Origin of the sequence: Streptomyces sp. NPDC059696 (genome assembly GCF_042733745.1) — a bacterium.
Lineage (GTDB): Bacteria > Actinomycetota > Actinomycetes > Streptomycetales > Streptomycetaceae > Streptomyces.
The window spans coordinates 57165-72137 of the sequence record NZ_JBHWFG010000037.1 but is presented as its reverse complement, the minus strand read 5'-3'; the positions used below and the strand labels follow the sequence as shown (position 1 = coordinate 72137).

The window sequence follows — 14973 nt, the reverse complement described above, 5'->3', positions numbered from 1 at the left end:
TGGTGGGGGGGGGGGGGGGGGGGCGGGCGGGGGGGGCCCCCCCCCGCCGCACGCACATGCTCAGTGGTCGTTGACAAAGCCCGCGACCGAGCCGCCGTTGTCGCCGCGGCCCTCGAAGTTGAGGGTGTACCGGCCACCCTCCACCAGGTTGTACCTGCCGCCTTCGGCAGCCGAGTGGGAGGTGCAGGTTCCCTTCCCGCCGCGGGCGTACATCTTGTAGCCCTCGACGTCGGGGTTCAGACGGTCCACCGTCGTCCAGGCCGAGTGACCGTTCGCGGCCGTGTCGCACACGGAGACTATGTCTCCGCGCTCCTCCACGTAGACCGTGACACCGGACCCCGACCACACGTGGTCCCATGAGCCACCACCGGGCGGCGCGGGGGCGGCCGTTGCAGTGGGCGCGTTCATGGTGCCCAGCGCGGCCAGGGCGGCTGCGCCGACCAAGGCAGCGACGGTGCGACGGGCACGGCGTGAGTGGTGCCCGCCGGTGGAGAATGCGCTGTTCTGAGGCATGTTCCCTCTCAGGTGAGGCATCTGTGTGAAGTGATCACCCTACGAACCGCTCGGCGTCGTGTCAGGCGAGAACCTGCCCCTGTGACCAAGTCGGGACGCACAGGGCCGCGTTCTGCCGGGAGGCACCCGGCCGGTCACGGACAGGCCGTCTGAGAGCCGCTCACGCCGGCTCTCAGCTCGTCGTTCATTCGACGCGTCGTGGTTCGGTACCCACCTTGTGAGGGGTGGGACGGCTGCATGTCTTGTTCCCGGCGGGCCTCTTCGCGTATCCGTGCCGCGGCAGGGGCAGGATCAGCCCTTGACAGCCCCCGGCCGCCGCCGCTGCGACCACCACATTCCGGCCACGCCCGCCGCCAGCAGCGACGCCCCCGTGGCGCCCAGCGGTAGCAGCTCACGGGCCGGACCGGTCTTCGGCAGCTCCTTGCCGCCCGGGCCCGCCGGTTCGTTGTCGGTGCCGAGCAGGAGGGGCGTCGCGGGCGCGTCGGGCGAGGGGTTGCTCGTGCCGAACGGCACCGGACCCTGCTGCCAGAAGGTCTTCTTCCCGTCGCCCGTCTGCACGGGCAGACAGATCTTGCCGGTCTTGCCGAGGTCGAACGTCGCGTCGACGGCGTACGACTTCGACGCACCTGCGGCGAGCTGGTCGATCGGGCATGCGAATCCGCTGTTCGAACCCTCGGGAAGTCCCTTCTCGGGTATCGCCGAACATCCCTTCACGTTCTTGACGACAAGCCCGTCGAAACCGACGACCAACAGCCTGATCTTTCCGCTGTCCTTGCTCCCCTCGTTCTTCACCGTGGCGGTAATCGCCGTCTTTTCGGAACCGTTGTCGACCGAGATCTTCCCGGGCAGTGTCGTGGTCAGCTTCACCCCTTCCGGGGCGGCGTCGACCGCCTTTCCCCCCTTGCTGCTCGCGGGCCCTTCGTCCTCCGCGCCGGCCGTTCCGGAAAGGATCAGCACCGCTGAGAAAGATGCCATGACCAGCGATCCCGCGACCGCTGTCGTGCGACGAGAACTCATGTTCGTCCCCCCTTGCTTCCCCCTGGGCTGCGCCTGAATTCGCAGCACTGAAAGAGGTACCACAAGATTTCACCGCACTATCCTGGTACGGCGCGAAGTGTGACCGTTGTGTTTCACTGGAGTCGGTCGCGGGGGCGCGGAGGGGGTGCAGCGGATTGCCGGGGAATGCGAACAGCGGCGGTGTTCCAGGGATATTGGTGACGGGGCGCTATCGGTTGGTCGAGAGTATCGGCCAGGGGGGAATGGGGCGGGTGTGGCGAGCCGCCGACGAAATTCTCGACCGCCAGGTCGCCGTCAAGGAAATGCGGATCGACGGACTCGACGCGGAGGACAGCAGGACCCGCCGTGAACGCACCCTGCGCGAGGCCAGGGCGACGGCCCGGATCGACCACCCCAACGTCGTACGGATCTACGACGTGGTCGACGAGGGCGAACGCCTGTGGATCGTCATGGAGTTGGTGGCGGGCCGCTCCCTCGAACGGATCCTCGCGGAGGCCGGCCCGCTGAGCCCCCGCGAGACGGCCCGCATCGGCCTCGGTCTGGTCGCGGCGCTGCGGCAGGTGCACGAACGAGGCGTCCTGCACCGCGACATCAAGCCCGGGAACGTACTCGTCGAGCACGCGGACGGGGTGGCCGGATCGCGACGCGCCGACGGCAACGGTTCCGGCCCCGCACGGCGCGTCGTCCTCACGGACTTCGGCATCGCGGCGATCCAGGACGCGAAGGCGCTCACCATGGTCGGCATGCTGGTCGGCTCGCCCGACTACATGGCCCCCGAGCGCATCTCCGGCCGCCCCCAAGGGCCGCCGTCCGACATCTGGTCCCTCGGCGCGACCCTCTGCGCGGCCCTGGGCGGCCGCTCCCCCTTCTCCCGCGACACCACGCTGGCGACCCTGCACGCGGTCCTGTACGAGGAGCCCGAACTGCCCCCGGCGTCGGGCCCGTTGTGGCAGATCCTGACGTCCCTCCTGGCCAAGGAACCGTCGGCACGCCCGGACCTCGACGCACTGGAGACGGCCCTGCGACCGGTGGCGTTCCCGTCCCCGGCACTGACACCGACACCGACGATCGCGGTGGATACGGGGACGGGGGAGCGGCCGAACGACCCGGAGCCGGAGGGCGACCGGCAGCAGGGGGCCGCGACGGCAGGGCAATCACCACCGAACACCGAGCCGAAGCCTCCGGCAGGTGAAGGGGCCCTGCGGAGCCCGGAGTCGAGGCCCGCCCCCGAGCCGAAGCCTCCGGCAGGTGAAGGGGCCCTGCGGAGCCCGGAGTCGAGGCCCGCCCCCGAGCCGAAGCCTCCGGCAGGCGAAGGGGCCCTGCGGAGCCCGGAGTCGAGGCCCGCCCCCGAGCCGAAGCCTCCGGCAGGCGAAGGGGCCCCGCCGAACGCGGAGCCGACGCCCGCCCCCGAGCTGTACACCACCCTCGGCGGACGGCCCCCGGCCCCCGGCCCCACCCCCGTCTCCCTGAGCCGCGCGCAGGCGGAGACGGCACGCCGGCCGCACCCGACGCCCCCGCCGATGCCACCGGGCGAACTCCCCGGACCGGCTGAGCCGGCCACACCGCGCACCCGCCGCACCCGCACCCACACCCGCCCCCGTCACCGGACCGTGCTCACCGCCGCGGTGGCCACCGTCGCCACGGCCGGTACGGTCGTCGGAATCCTGCTGGCGACGTCGTCGGGCTCACCCGGCGACAGCCACGAGGCCCCCCGAGCAGGCTCCTCGGCGTCCGCGCCGCCCATCACCGCGAACCCCACCGACGACGCGGGGAAGGACGGGAAGGACACCACCCCCGCCCCCACCGTCGAGGGCACCGCCAGGCCGCAGACCCTGCCGCCCGGCACGCACCGGGAAGCCGGCGGGTTCGCCTGGGCGACGCCCGACGGCTGGCGGCGGGACGTGAAGACGGGCGCCGAGGTGCACTACACCGCCCCGGACGGCTCCCAGGAGCTGGTCGGCAAGTCCTCCCTGGCCCGGGGCGACCTGCTGGAGACCTGGCAGACCTCGGAGCGCAACGCCCACCAGGGCCAGGACTACCGCAAGATCCGCCTGGAGGAGACGACGTTCCGCGGTCACCCGGCGGTGGTCTGGGAGTACACGTTCACGCTGAAGGGCGTCCACTGGCACGCCCGCCTGCTCGGCTTCAACGTGACCGGCAAGTCGTACCAGGTCAACACCTGGTACGAGGACGGGACCGAGGAGTCGGCACTCGCCGTCTACGAGAAGGTCAGGGACAGTTTCACGGTGCTGTAGGCGGCAGCCGCAACGGTGCTGGAGGCGGCAGCCGCAGGAGTGCCGGGGACAAACGAACGGGGGCCTGCGGCACGCGCGACCGCACGCGCACCACAGGCCCCCGTCCACGAAGAACGGCGAGCGGCTGGAGGATCAGCCGGCCGACACCTCGCTGCGCTCCTCACCCTGCGCCTGCGGCGCGTCGGGAGTCGTGCGCTCCCCGCGCACCCCCTTCTTCACGAAGGCGATGACGAGCACCACCGCCGCGACCAGCAGCGACAGCAGGATGGTCTGACGCCCGTCGTGCTCGGTGTCGGTGAGCATGTAACCGAGGATGAACACGATCAGCGCGGCAGTCGCCCAGGTCAGGTACGGGTACAGCCACATCTTCACGACCAGCTTCTCGGGCGCCTCGGCCTTGATGATCTTCCGCATGCGCAGCTGGGAGAAGCAGATCACCAGCCACACGAACAGGGCGACCGCGCCGCTGGAGTTCACGAGGAAGAGGAAGACGGAGTCCGGGAACTTGTAGTTGAAGAAGACGGCGACGAAGCCGAAGGCGACGGAGGCGAGGATCGCCGTGCGCGGCACGCCGTTGGAGGTCGTGCGGGCGAAGGCCTTCGGCGCGTCACCGCGCTGGCCGAGGGAGAAGGCCATGCGGGAGGCGGTGTAGAGGCCGGAGTTCAGGCAGGACAGCACCGAGGTCAGCACGATGAAGTTCATGATCTGACCGGCGTGCGCGATACCGAGGGAGTCCAGCGCGGCGACGTAGGAGCCGTCCTTGGTGATGGACTTGCTGTCCCACGGGAGCAGGCACACGACGACGGCGATCGAGCCGAGGTAGAAGACGGCGACACGCCAGATGATGCTGTTGGTGGCCTTGGTGACGGCCTGCCGCGGGTTCTCCGACTCACCGGCGGCCAGGGTGGCGATCTCGCTGCCCATGAAGGAGAAGACGACGAGCAGCACACCGGTGAGGATGGCGCCGGCCCCGTTGGGCAGGAAGCCGCCGTGCGCGGTCAGGTTGCTCACTCCGGCCTGGTCACTGTCCACGCCGGGCAGCAGCCCGAACACGGCCAGTCCGCCGACGACGATGAACGCGGCGATCGCGACGACCTTGATACCCGCGAACCAGAACTCGAACTCACCGTAGGAGCCGACGGAGACCAGGTTGGTCGCGGTCAGCACCAGCATCACGATCAAGGCCCAGCCCCACTGGGGCACGGCCGGTATCCAGCTCTCCAGGATCACCGCACCGGCGGTGGCCTCGACCGCCAGCACCACGACCCAGAAGAACCAGTAGAGCCAGCCGATGGAGAACCCGGCCCAGGACCCGAGGGCCCGGTCGGCGTGCGCGGAGAAGGAACCCGAGGTGGGGTTGGCGGCCGACATCTCGCCGAGCATCCGCATCACCAGCACCACGAGCGTGCCGACGAGGGCGTACGACAGCAGGATGCCGGGACCGGCGGTGGCGATACCGGAGCTGGACCCCACGAAGAGACCGGCGCCGATGACACCGCCGATGGCGATCATCGAAAGGTGCCGGTTCTTGAGTCCGGCCTGCAGCCCGGAGCCCTCGGCTCCGGGTTCTCCGGGCCCTCCGGGGTCGTTTCCGGTCTTGTTCAGAGTCGGCTGCGAGGTCATGGAACGGATTTCCTTTGCGCCGGGGAGCTGTACTTCCGTATGAACCGCCAAGCCGCACGAACGAGGGTGTGCCGGGGCGTGGCGATGCACGGGACTCGTACGAGCGGTGTACGAGCCGGTCCAGTGAATCGGAGGCGAACGAATAGGAGAACCTTTGAATCCAGATTGTTACTTGAGGTTTTCCTGAGGTTCAGTAATGCGGCTCACATTCGCCCGGGGTTTTCATGAGCGCCACCCCGCGCGCCTTCCCCGAAACACCCGTGTCACACTCATCCCATGCGCGTGTACCTCGGCTCGGACCATGCGGGCTACGAACTCAAGAACCACCTCGTCGAGTGGCTGAAGGCGGCGGGTCACGACCCCGTCGACTGCGGCCCGCACATCTACGACGCCCAGGACGACTACCCGCCGTTCTGCCTCCGCGCGGCGGAGCGCACGGCCGCGGACCCCGAGGCCCTCGGTGTCGTCATCGGCGGCTCGGGCAACGGCGAGCAGATCGCCGCGAACAAGGTCAAGGGCGTCCGCGCGGCCCTCGCCTGGAGCGAGGAGACGGCGTCCCTGGGCCGCCAGCACAACAACGCGAACGTCGTGGCGGTGGGCGCGCGCATGCACTCCCAGGACGAGGCCACGAAGTTCGTGGAGACCTTCCTCGCGACGCCGTTCTCCGGTGACGAACGTCACATCCGCCGCATCGACATGCTGTCGTCCTACGAAACGACCGGCGACCTCCCCCCGATCCCCCCGCACCACCCCCAGCAGTAACCCACCCCCGAAGCGGCAGGGGGCTCCGTGCGCGGAGCCCCGGCAGGGGAGGGGAGCACTCGGCCCGCAGGGCCGGAACCCAGCGCCGGACGGGAAGACGGCCGGATCCCCAAGGCCGGACCGGAAGACCGGCGAAGCCGAGTGGCGTGGGCGGAGCCCGGGAGGGGTGCAGGGGACGCAGTCCCCGCCGGGGCGCGAGGCGGAGCCCCGGGGGCATCAGCCTCCTGAGCAACCGTGTCGGGCGGGCGGGTGGGCGAACCCCCGGGGTCCGGGGCGGAGCCCCGAGGCATCAGCCTCCTGAGCAACCGTGTCGGGCGGGCGGGTGGGCAGAACAGGGCCCGGACCACAGCACCAGGCGACACACACAGGAGACCCCGTGCCGGAAGGCCACACCATCCACCGCCTCGCCCAGGACTACGCCACCGCCTTCCGCGGCACAACACCCCGCACCACCAGCCCCCAGGGCAAGTTCACCCCCGCCGCCACCCTCCTCACCGGCACCGAACTCACCCACACCGAAGCCCACGGCAAACACCTCTTCCTCGGCTTCCGCGACACCCACTGGGTCCACATCCACCTCGGCCTCTTCGGCAAGGTCACCTTCGGCCCGGCCCCCGCACCACCCCCCACCGACACCGTCCGCCTCCGCCTGGCGAACGACACCACCTACGTGGACCTCCGCGGCCCCACCACCTGCGCCCTCATCACGCCCCCGGAGAAGCAGGCGATACACGACCGCCTCGGCCCCGACCCCCTCCGCGACGACGCCGACCCGGACGCCGCCTACCGCCGCATCGCCCGCAGCCGTACGACGATCGCCGCCCTCCTCATGGACCAGAAGGTCATCGCCGGCGTGGGAAACGTCTACCGCGCGGAGGTCCTCTTCCGGAACCGCATCGACCCGTACCGCGCGGGCAAGGACATCGCCCCCACGGAGTGGCAGGCGATGTGGACCGACCTCGTCGACCTCATGCACGAGGGCGTCCGCAACAACCGCATCGACACCGTCCGCCCGGAACACACCCCGGAGGCGATGGGCCGCCCCCCGCGCGTCGACGACCACGGCGGCGAGGTGTACGTCTACCGCAGGGCGAACCTGCCCTGCCACATCTGCGGCCACGAGATCCGCACCGCCGATCTCGCCGCCCGCAACCTCTTCTGGTGCCCGACCTGCCAACGCCCCTGAACCAACGCCCTTGAACCAGCCGGCACCCCTATGACGGCACCCTCACCACAGCACCCCTCAATACAGCACCCCTCAATACAGCACCCCTCAATACAGCGCCCCTCAATACCGCGCCCCTCAACACAGCACCTTTGACACAGCGCCCCTACAGCACCCCTCAACACACCACCGTTGACGCACCGCCCCCGAAACCGCCCCGCGTCCCTCAGAACCCGTGCGGCAACCACGGCGGCACGACCGACCCGAACCCCAGCGACGCCTCCGCCAGTGCCCCCGGCCGGATCTCCCGCACCCGCCCCGCCGCCGCCAGCGCGGCCAGCGACACGCCCCCGAGATACGCCGCACCCAACTCCCGTACGGACAGCGCGACATCGGCGGCATCCGCCGTACGCTCGCAGGACGCACCCTTCGTGTCCCCGCTCAGCCGCCAACGCCCGGCGTTCCAGGGGCAGAACGCGTCCGCCACCTCGAACACCACGTCCACCGGCGCCTGGTACGTCCGCGCCGCCAGCGCCGCCCCGACCTCGACCGGCCGCACGTACAGCGCGTCCCGCAACCGCGGATGGCACCGCCGCTGGTCGGACACCAGGTACTGCCACGCGTCGTCCACCGGACGCCCCCGCACGGTCACCTTCGACGTCAGGTCGATCCCGAACAGGAACCGCCACAGCGCCGCGTCCGCCGTGGGGTCCAGCGCCACCACGTCCTCCACGGCCACCGTGCCGTTGGACCCGGACAGCTCCCACTCCGGCTTGACGCGGAACCGCGCGTACCCGACCGTCGCCCCGTCCCGCTCGGCGAGCACGCACTGCAGGGGCGACGCCCCCGCCCGCTCGCTCTCCGGGTCGAGCACCCCGAGCCGCTCCCAGCCGGGCCGCCGGGCCAGCATCCCGGGCCGCGCCGGAACCAGCCGGGCGTACAGGGCCTCGCACACGTCGAGCACATCGGTCGGCACCGCGTACCGCACCCGTACGTCATCCGTACCGTCCGGCACCGACAGTCCGACCCGGGTCGTGTCGATCTCGGCGGTCAGGGAGAGGGTCGCGTTGCCGTATCCGAAGCGCCCGTAGATCGCCGGCTCGGACGCGGTGAGCACGGCCAGCGGCTCACCCCACGCGCGCACGTCGTCCAACTGCCGCCGCATCATCCGCGTCAGCAGTCCGCGCCGCCGGTGCGTGGCGGCCACGCTGACCATCGTGACGCCCGCGGCCGGCACGGACGCGCCGCCGGGCACGGTCAACCGGAAGGCGAACGCCCCGGCCGTCCCCACGCACTCGTCCCCGTCCCAGATGCCGAGGGAACGGTCGCACTCGGTCAGCGCCCGCCACAACTCCCGCTCCTCCGCGGCTTCAGGCACCCCGCCGAAGCCCCGGAGCAGGGTGTTGTACCAAGTGTCCCAATCGTCCTGCCGAAGGACCCGCAGACCGGGCGAATAGCCGCTCGCGTCAGTTGCCATGAGCCATGCCTACCAGGGCAATGCGGGACGAGCGAGGGGATTTCCCCCGGGCGGCGCCGGGGCGCACGCCGCGCGCTTCACTGTGATGTTCCGCCCTCGGACGGGGGACAAGTGGGACCTCCCGTGCCAAGGGGCCGGTCCGATGGATAGGGTCCCGAACTAATGGCAGCAGGACGAGAGCGGCGCGCGGAAGCCGAGACGTTCACGGCCCGGTTGAAGAAGCAGTGGCACCGGGCCCGTGTCGGCGTGCGTCGGGCCGCCGTGGACTACTTCCGCGGCAACGGCTCGGACTGGATCGCCCTGGCCGGCCTGATCCTGACCGTCCCGCTGATCGCGGCGGCGACGCTGGCCAACTCGGTGTGGTTCTCACCGGCCGCGCTGGTCCTGCCCGTCGTCGTGGGCGGTCTGCTGCTGCGGCCGGCGAGCCTGCTCGGGCTGTACGCCGCGGCGGCCACGGCCCTGATCGTGGAGGCGGTGCGGCTCGGCCCGTACACGGAGGGCCCGTCGAGAGTCACCCCGGGCGTCGTGCTCGTGGTGGCGGCCTGCGGCTTCTTCGGCCTGCTGCTCGCCCAGTTCCGCAGCCGGGTCGGCGTGCCCTGGCGGCGCGGCGGCACCATGCTCTTCGACCTGCGCGAACGCATCCGGGTGCAGAGCAAGCTCCCCGACCTGCCGGCCGGCTGGCACCGGGAGATGGCCCTGCGCCCGGCGGGCGGGCAGTCCTTCTCCGGTGACTTCGTGGTGGCGGCGCGCACCAACGGCGGCCGTACGCTCGAAGTCGTCCTGACCGACGTCTCCGGCAAGGGCATGGACGCGGGCTCCCGCGCCCTGCTGCTGTCCGGCGCGTTCGGCGGCCTGCTCGGCTCCCTGCCGCCGCACTCCTTCCTCCCGGCCGCGAACGGCTACCTCCTGCGCCAGGACTGGGACGAGGGTTTCGCCACCTCCATCCACCTGGTCCTCGACCTGGACTCCGGCGACTACGAGCTCTACTCCGCGGGCCACCCGCCGGGCCTCCAGCTCAGTGCCGGCACCGGCCGCTGGGAGGAGAAGGCGGCCGAGGGCCCGCTCCTCGGGGTGTACGACGGCGCCCAGTTCGACCCGGTGAAGGGCTCGCTGCGGTCCGGGGACGTGCTGATGCTGTTCACGGACGGCCTGGTGGAGACCGCCGACCGGGACATCGTCGAGGGCATCGACCGCCTCACCGGCGAGGCCGACCGCTATGTGGCCGGCGGTTTCCACGGTGCCGCCTGGCACCTCATCGAGGCCGTGGCCAAGGACGTCAACGACGACCGGGCGCTGCTCCTGATCTGCCGTGAGGGGCCGACGGCCGCCGCGTCCCGCTGAGACACTGGGGCGGTGACCGAGACACCCCGTATGACCCTGGCCCAGGTGGAGGCCACCGCCCGCGCCGCGCACACCGGCCAGACCGACAAGGCGGGCCGGCCCTACGCCGAACACCTCCGGGCGGTGGCGGAGGGCGTACGGGCGCGGGGCGGCGACGAGGAGCAGATCGCGGCGGCCTGGCTGCACGACGCCGTCGAGGACGACGCCCTGTCCGAGCGGTGGCTGCGGGAGGCCGCGCTGAGCAGCCGTACGAAGGACATCGTCCTCGCGGTCACCAAGCGGGCGGGGGAGCCGCCGGAGGCGTACGCGGCGCGGATCCTCGCCACGCCCGGCGCGCTGCTGGTGAAGGAGTCGGACCTGGCGCACAACGCGGACCCGGCGCGCCTCGCGGTCCTCGACGCGCCGACGCGCGCACGACTGACCGAGAAGTACGCGCGGATGCGCGCACTTCTCGGTCTGGTGGGATGAACGCTGCCGCAGGCGTCAGGCGTTGACCTTCTCACGTTCGCGTTCGCGTTCGCGCCGCTCGGCGCTCTGGCGTTCGCGGGCCTCCTCGGCCGCGTCCGGCTTGAAGGCCCAGGCCATCTTCGGCTCCATCGCGAACCGGAAGACGCGCTGCACCGGCTTGGTGCACAGCACCGTCACGACGGCCGCGGCGAGGACGGTCACGGCGATCTCACCGGTCGGCCGGTGCAGCCAGGACGCCTCGAACCAGCCCTGGTAGTCGCCGGCCTTCACCAGGAAGCCGTGCAGCAGGTAGCCGTAGAGCGTGCCGGCGCCGAGGGCGGTGAACCACATGTGGCGGCGCGGCACCCAGGCGAAGAAGCAGGCGGTCAGCACCAGGGAGCAGCCGAACATCGCGAGCACCATGACCGGGCCGGTCCACCACGGGGCGCCCAGCTCCTGGGCGGCGTCCCGGTGGTAGAACCACGCGGTGTTCATGCGCGGCACCGCCCACCAGCTGAACGCCAGAGCGGTGGCGAACACGGGCACCGAGGCGATCCGCACCGCACGGGTGCGCACCATGTGGAAGTGCTCGGGCTTCATGACCAGGCCGAGCACGAAGAAGGGCAGGAACTGCAGGACGCGCTGCAGGTCCAGGTCGTCACCGATCTCGGGCGTGACGGTCGCCAGCATGGCGAGACCCAGGGCGAGCGGCAGGGGCCAGCGCACCAGGTTCCAGATGGGGGTGGTCAGCCGCCAGACGAACAGCGCGACCAGGAACCAGGTCAGATACCAGGGGTCGAGGAGGCTGATCTCCTGGTGCGGGTCGTTGTCGATGACCCGCTTGAAGAGCGGATAGGCCGTCTCGAAGATGATGTACGGCACGGCCACGCCGGTGATCAGGCGCTTCAGCCGGCTGGGCCGCATGTCGAAACTGCGGGAGAAGTAGCCGGAGATGAGGATGAACGCCGGCATGTGGAACGCGTAGACGACCTGGTAGGCGGCCTCGAGTATGCGGCTGTCGCCCTTGAGCGGCTCCCAGGCGTGGCCCATGGCCACCAGCACGATCGCGAGGTACTTGGCGTTGTCGAAGAACGCGTCGCGCTGTTTGCCGTTCTGCTTCTTCTGCGTGCTCTGCGGCGAGCGGGGGCTCGGCACTCCGTCGGCCGGCGACTGTGCCGGGGGAAGTGGCGCCCTGCGGTCGCCGTTCGGTCGCAGCGAGTTCGTCACAGACCCTCCCACCAGGAGCTCGGGGAGACGATCCGGGACCTCGCTGCGCGTGCGGGGGACGAGGCAGCGTGGAACATCTGAGGCACCCTAGCGTTCCCTGCAGCTATTCGTAAAACGCCAGACGTCATTCCTGGCTATTCGCTGCGGGTACCCCGGATTATGGGGAGTTGACGTCACCGTCGGCGTGATGGCCAACACATCGCCCGATGGCGGATTGTGTGCACCGACCGGGCCCTGCAAGTCCTGACACTTCCGGACTAAGCGGTGCATAAGACCAGCAGGCGACTCCGGTGGAATGTCCGCTTCCGCCCGCCTTCAGGCCCTGTCCTCAGGGGTGTTGATGAGTCTGTGGCAACAATTCGAAATAGCTGCGAACGCATTGTGTGGAGACGGAAACGATGCAGCTGAATTCCCTGTGCGGGTGGCTCGTCGAATTGCCGTGCGACCGTTGGGTGTCGGGTACCCGCGCACGGCCGTCACACACCGGCCGCACACGCGGGCGGGCGCGACGCGGGTGCGACACGGGCGTGGTCGATGCGTCACCACCCGCATAGCCCGGCCGTGTTGGTGGCACGATGGTTCTGGCGGGGTGCGCGGGGTCGCGTCCCCGGGCCGGGAGAGCGGACCGACCGAGGGTGTGATCAGTTGTGGCCATTTCACTGTCTGTGGTGCTGCTGTTGGCGATCATCCTTGTGGTGTTGCTGAGAGGAGGATCCATCAAGGCGGGCCCGGCCATCGTGGCGATCCTCTTCGGCTTCTTCCTCGCCTCGACGGGCATGGCCCCGTCCATCAACCGCTTCCTCAACTCGATAGCGGACACGATCAACTCCATCAGCTTCTGAGCCCCCGAAGGCGCCCCGGCCGACTCGCCCGCCCCGGGCGCCGCGCCCCCCGGCGCGCGGAGGGCGGCTGACCGCGGGACCGCCCGGAACCCCACCGCACGCCTCCGTGCCCGGCGAAGGCGGCCGCCGCCACACCGGGGCAGCCCTCGGCGTCCCTGCCGACATGGTCATGCTCACCCGGCCGGCTGAGCGCCCGGCTGCGGCGCACCCCGGAAGCCCGGACCCCGGAAACACTCAGGGCCAGGCGGAGGAATGATCCTCCGGCCTGGCCCTGAGCCGTATGGAGCGGGCGACGGGAATCGAACCCGCGTAGCTAGTTTGGAAGACTAGGGCTCTACCATTGAGCTACGCCCGCACACGCGCGCCGCAGGTCGGGTGACCGCGGCACTGAAGGCATCCTAGCGGGTCGGCCCCCGTCGTCGCACACCGCATTCCCGCCCCGCCCGACGCGGCGCGAACCCGGTGGAAATGCGGCGGCCCCACCGCCTGCGGGCATGTACCCTACGTGTCGCACCGAACGGGGTGTGGCGCAGCTTGGTAGCGCGTCCGCTTTGGGAGCGGAAGGCCGTGGGTTCAAATCCCGCCACCCCGACCAGCCACCCGATCACCTCGTGTGATCGCCCATGTGATCACTCCGGTGATCGCCTTTTGGGCGGTGTAGTCGCTGCCGTTACTATGCAAGCTGCACGCCCGTGTGTCTCAGCGTCTGAAGTCCTCCGGGCGGCGAAATCCGCCGGGCCGCTCTGGCCCCGGCAGAAACCAAGAAGTCAGCCACAAGGAGACCGAACCGTGAAGAGCGCCGTGGAGACCCTGAACCCGACTCGGGTTCGGCTCACTGTCGAGGTGCCCTTCGAGGAGCTCAAGGACAGCCTCGACGCGGCGTACAAGAAGATCAACCAGCAGGTCACGGTGAAGGGCTTCCGCAAGGGCAAGGTCCCGGCCCGGGTCATCGACCAGCGGTTCGGCCGCGGTGCGGTTCTGGAGGAGGCGGTCAACGACGCGCTTCCGAAGTTCTACACCGACGCGGTCAACGAGGCCGAGCTCAGCGTGCTGGGCCAGCCCGAGGTCGACATCACGGAGCTGAAGGACGGCGAGACGCTGAACTTCACCGCCGAGGTCGACATCCGCCCCTCCATCGAGATCCCGGACTTCTCCGGCATCGAGGTCGAGGTCGACGCGGTCGAGGTCACCGACGAGGACGTCGACAAGGCCGTCGAGGAGCTGCGCGAGCGCTTCGCCTCCACCGCCCCGGTCGAGCGTGCCGCCGAGGACGGCGACGTCGTGACGATCGACCTGCAGGCCAAGGTCGACGGCGAGGTCCTGGAGGACGGCGTCGCCGACGGCGTCTCCTACACCATCGGCTCCGGCGAGCTGCTGGACGGCATCGACGACGCCGTGAAGGGCCTGGAGGCCGGTGGCGAGGCCACCTTCACCTCCGAGCTCAAGGGCGGCTCGGCGGCCGGCAAGGAGGCCGAGGTCACCGTCAAGGTCACCCAGGTCGCCAAGCGTGAACTGCCCGAGCTGGACGACGAGTTCGCGCAGCTCGCCTCCGAGTTCGACACCATCGAGGAGCTGCGCGCCGACAGCCGCAAGCGCCTCGAGAACATGAAGCAGTACGACCAGGCCACGCAGGCCCAGGAGCGCGTCCTGGAGAAGCTGCTCGAGCTGGTCGAGGTCCCCGTCCCCGAGAAGCTGCTCGAGGACGAGGTCAACACCCGCAAGCACAACCTCGAGCACCACCAGCTCGGCCAGATGGGTCTCGACCTCGCGAAGTACCTGGAGATCCAGGGCAAGAGCGAGGAGGAGTTCGAGACCGAGACCCGCGAGGCCGCGGTCAAGGGCATCAAGACCCAGTTCGTGCTCGACGAGCTCGTCAAGCAGGAGAAGCTCAACGTCAACCAGGAGGAGCTCACCGAGCACCTCATGCGGCGTGCGGCCTCCTCCGGCATGTCCCCCGACCAGTTCGCCCAGGCGGTCGTCGAGGGCGGCCAGGTTCCGCTCCTGGTCGGCGAGGTCGCCCGCGGCAAGGCCCTGGCCGTCGTGGTCGAGAAGGCCACGGTCAAGGACACCAACGGCGAGATCATCGACCTCGACGACGAAGAGGACGAGACCGAGTCCACCGAGGCCGCCGCCGAGGAGACCCCGGCCGAGTCCGCCGAGGAGAAGTCCGCCGAGGAGAAGACCGAGGGCTGAGCCCCGGTCGCGGTGAGTTCGTGAGAAGGCCCTGGGGCACGCCCCAGGGCCTTCTTGCCACCCAGGGGGCGGCGCTCCTCAGGGGCGCGGGGAACTGCGCGACGAGCCCCC

Annotated in this window: 13 protein-coding genes and 2 tRNA genes; 8 read left to right on the top strand and 7 right to left on the bottom strand. The window is 70.3% G+C overall.

Annotated elements, in window-relative coordinates:
• Positions 1-60 precede the first annotated feature (60 nt).
• Both ACFV20_RS30995 and ACFV20_RS30990 read right to left on the bottom strand, forming a co-directional pair.
• A complete protein-coding gene (locus ACFV20_RS30995; RefSeq protein WP_385662620.1) occupies positions 61-444 on the bottom strand; it encodes a hypothetical protein in 384 nt (127 codons plus the stop codon).
• Between the two features lie 360 nt (positions 445-804).
• Complete coding sequence (locus ACFV20_RS30990; RefSeq protein WP_385662617.1) at positions 805-1530, bottom strand: hypothetical protein; 726 nt, start codon at positions 1528-1530, stop codon at positions 805-807.
• Between the two features lie 197 nt (positions 1531-1727).
• Between ACFV20_RS30990 and ACFV20_RS30985 the strand changes: the two genes are divergently transcribed.
• The gene (locus ACFV20_RS30985; protein WP_385662615.1) at positions 1728-3785 is read left to right on the top strand and encodes a protein kinase; all 2058 of its coding nucleotides are present in this window, start codon (positions 1728-1730) and stop codon (positions 3783-3785) included.
• Between the two features lie 132 nt (positions 3786-3917).
• On the opposite strand, the gene ACFV20_RS30980 is transcribed toward ACFV20_RS30985, so the two are convergent.
• Positions 3918-5408, bottom strand: a complete 1491-nt coding sequence (locus ACFV20_RS30980) for an amino acid permease (RefSeq protein WP_385662612.1) — start codon at positions 5406-5408, stop codon at positions 3918-3920.
• 276 nt (positions 5409-5684) lie between these two features.
• On the opposite strand from ACFV20_RS30980, the gene ACFV20_RS30975 reads away from it, so the two are divergent.
• Both ACFV20_RS30975 and ACFV20_RS30970 read left to right on the top strand, forming a co-directional pair.
• Entirely contained in the window at positions 5685-6170 is a 486-nt protein-coding gene (locus ACFV20_RS30975) for a ribose-5-phosphate isomerase (RefSeq protein WP_221760547.1), read from the top strand.
• Between the two features lie 376 nt (positions 6171-6546).
• Positions 6547-7356, top strand: coding sequence for an Fpg/Nei family DNA glycosylase (locus ACFV20_RS30970; protein ID WP_385662608.1), 810 nt, complete (start codon positions 6547-6549; stop codon positions 7354-7356).
• Positions 7357-7384: 28 nt separating this feature from the next.
• Here ACFV20_RS30970 and ACFV20_RS30965 read toward each other — a convergent pair whose 3' ends face one another.
• Positions 7385-7480, bottom strand: coding sequence for a pentapeptide repeat-containing protein (locus tag ACFV20_RS30965; protein ID WP_385662605.1), 96 nt, complete (start codon positions 7478-7480; stop codon positions 7385-7387).
• An 81-nt stretch (positions 7481-7561) separates the two neighbouring features.
• Positions 7562-8812, bottom strand: a complete 1251-nt coding sequence (locus ACFV20_RS30960) for a GNAT family N-acetyltransferase (RefSeq protein WP_385662603.1) — start codon at positions 8810-8812, stop codon at positions 7562-7564.
• A gap of 162 nt (positions 8813-8974) precedes the next feature.
• Between ACFV20_RS30960 and ACFV20_RS30955 the strand changes: the two genes are divergently transcribed.
• Both ACFV20_RS30955 and ACFV20_RS30950 read left to right on the top strand, forming a co-directional pair.
• A complete protein-coding gene (locus ACFV20_RS30955; RefSeq protein WP_385662601.1) occupies positions 8975-10153 on the top strand; it encodes a PP2C family protein-serine/threonine phosphatase in 1179 nt (392 codons plus the stop codon).
• Positions 10154-10183: 30 nt separating this feature from the next.
• Positions 10184-10621 carry an HD domain-containing protein gene (locus tag ACFV20_RS30950; RefSeq protein WP_385662639.1) on the top strand — a complete coding sequence of 146 codons (438 nt, stop codon included), beginning with the start codon at positions 10184-10186 and terminating at the stop codon, positions 10619-10621.
• 15 nt (positions 10622-10636) lie between these two features.
• On the opposite strand, the gene ACFV20_RS30945 is transcribed toward ACFV20_RS30950, so the two are convergent.
• Positions 10637-11755 carry an acyltransferase family protein gene (locus ACFV20_RS30945; RefSeq protein WP_385662598.1) on the bottom strand — a complete coding sequence of 373 codons (1119 nt, stop codon included), beginning with the start codon at positions 11753-11755 and terminating at the stop codon, positions 10637-10639.
• 719 nt (positions 11756-12474) lie between these two features.
• Here ACFV20_RS30945 and ACFV20_RS30940 point away from each other — a divergent pair.
• Positions 12475-12669: a hypothetical protein gene (locus ACFV20_RS30940; RefSeq protein ID WP_031107160.1), complete on the top strand. Its 195-nt coding sequence runs from the start codon at positions 12475-12477 to the stop codon at positions 12667-12669.
• A gap of 281 nt (positions 12670-12950) precedes the next feature.
• On the opposite strand, the gene ACFV20_RS30935 is transcribed toward ACFV20_RS30940, so the two are convergent.
• Positions 12951-13024 (bottom strand) — tRNA-Gly (locus ACFV20_RS30935).
• Between the two features lie 163 nt (positions 13025-13187).
• Between ACFV20_RS30935 and ACFV20_RS30930 the strand changes: the two genes are divergently transcribed.
• Both ACFV20_RS30930 and tig read left to right on the top strand, forming a co-directional pair.
• Positions 13188-13264, top strand: a tRNA-Pro gene (locus tag ACFV20_RS30930).
• A gap of 194 nt (positions 13265-13458) precedes the next feature.
• Positions 13459-14862 carry a trigger factor gene (tig, locus tag ACFV20_RS30925; protein WP_385662594.1) on the top strand — a complete coding sequence of 468 codons (1404 nt, stop codon included), beginning with the start codon at positions 13459-13461 and terminating at the stop codon, positions 14860-14862.
• Positions 14863-14973 lie beyond the last annotated feature (111 nt).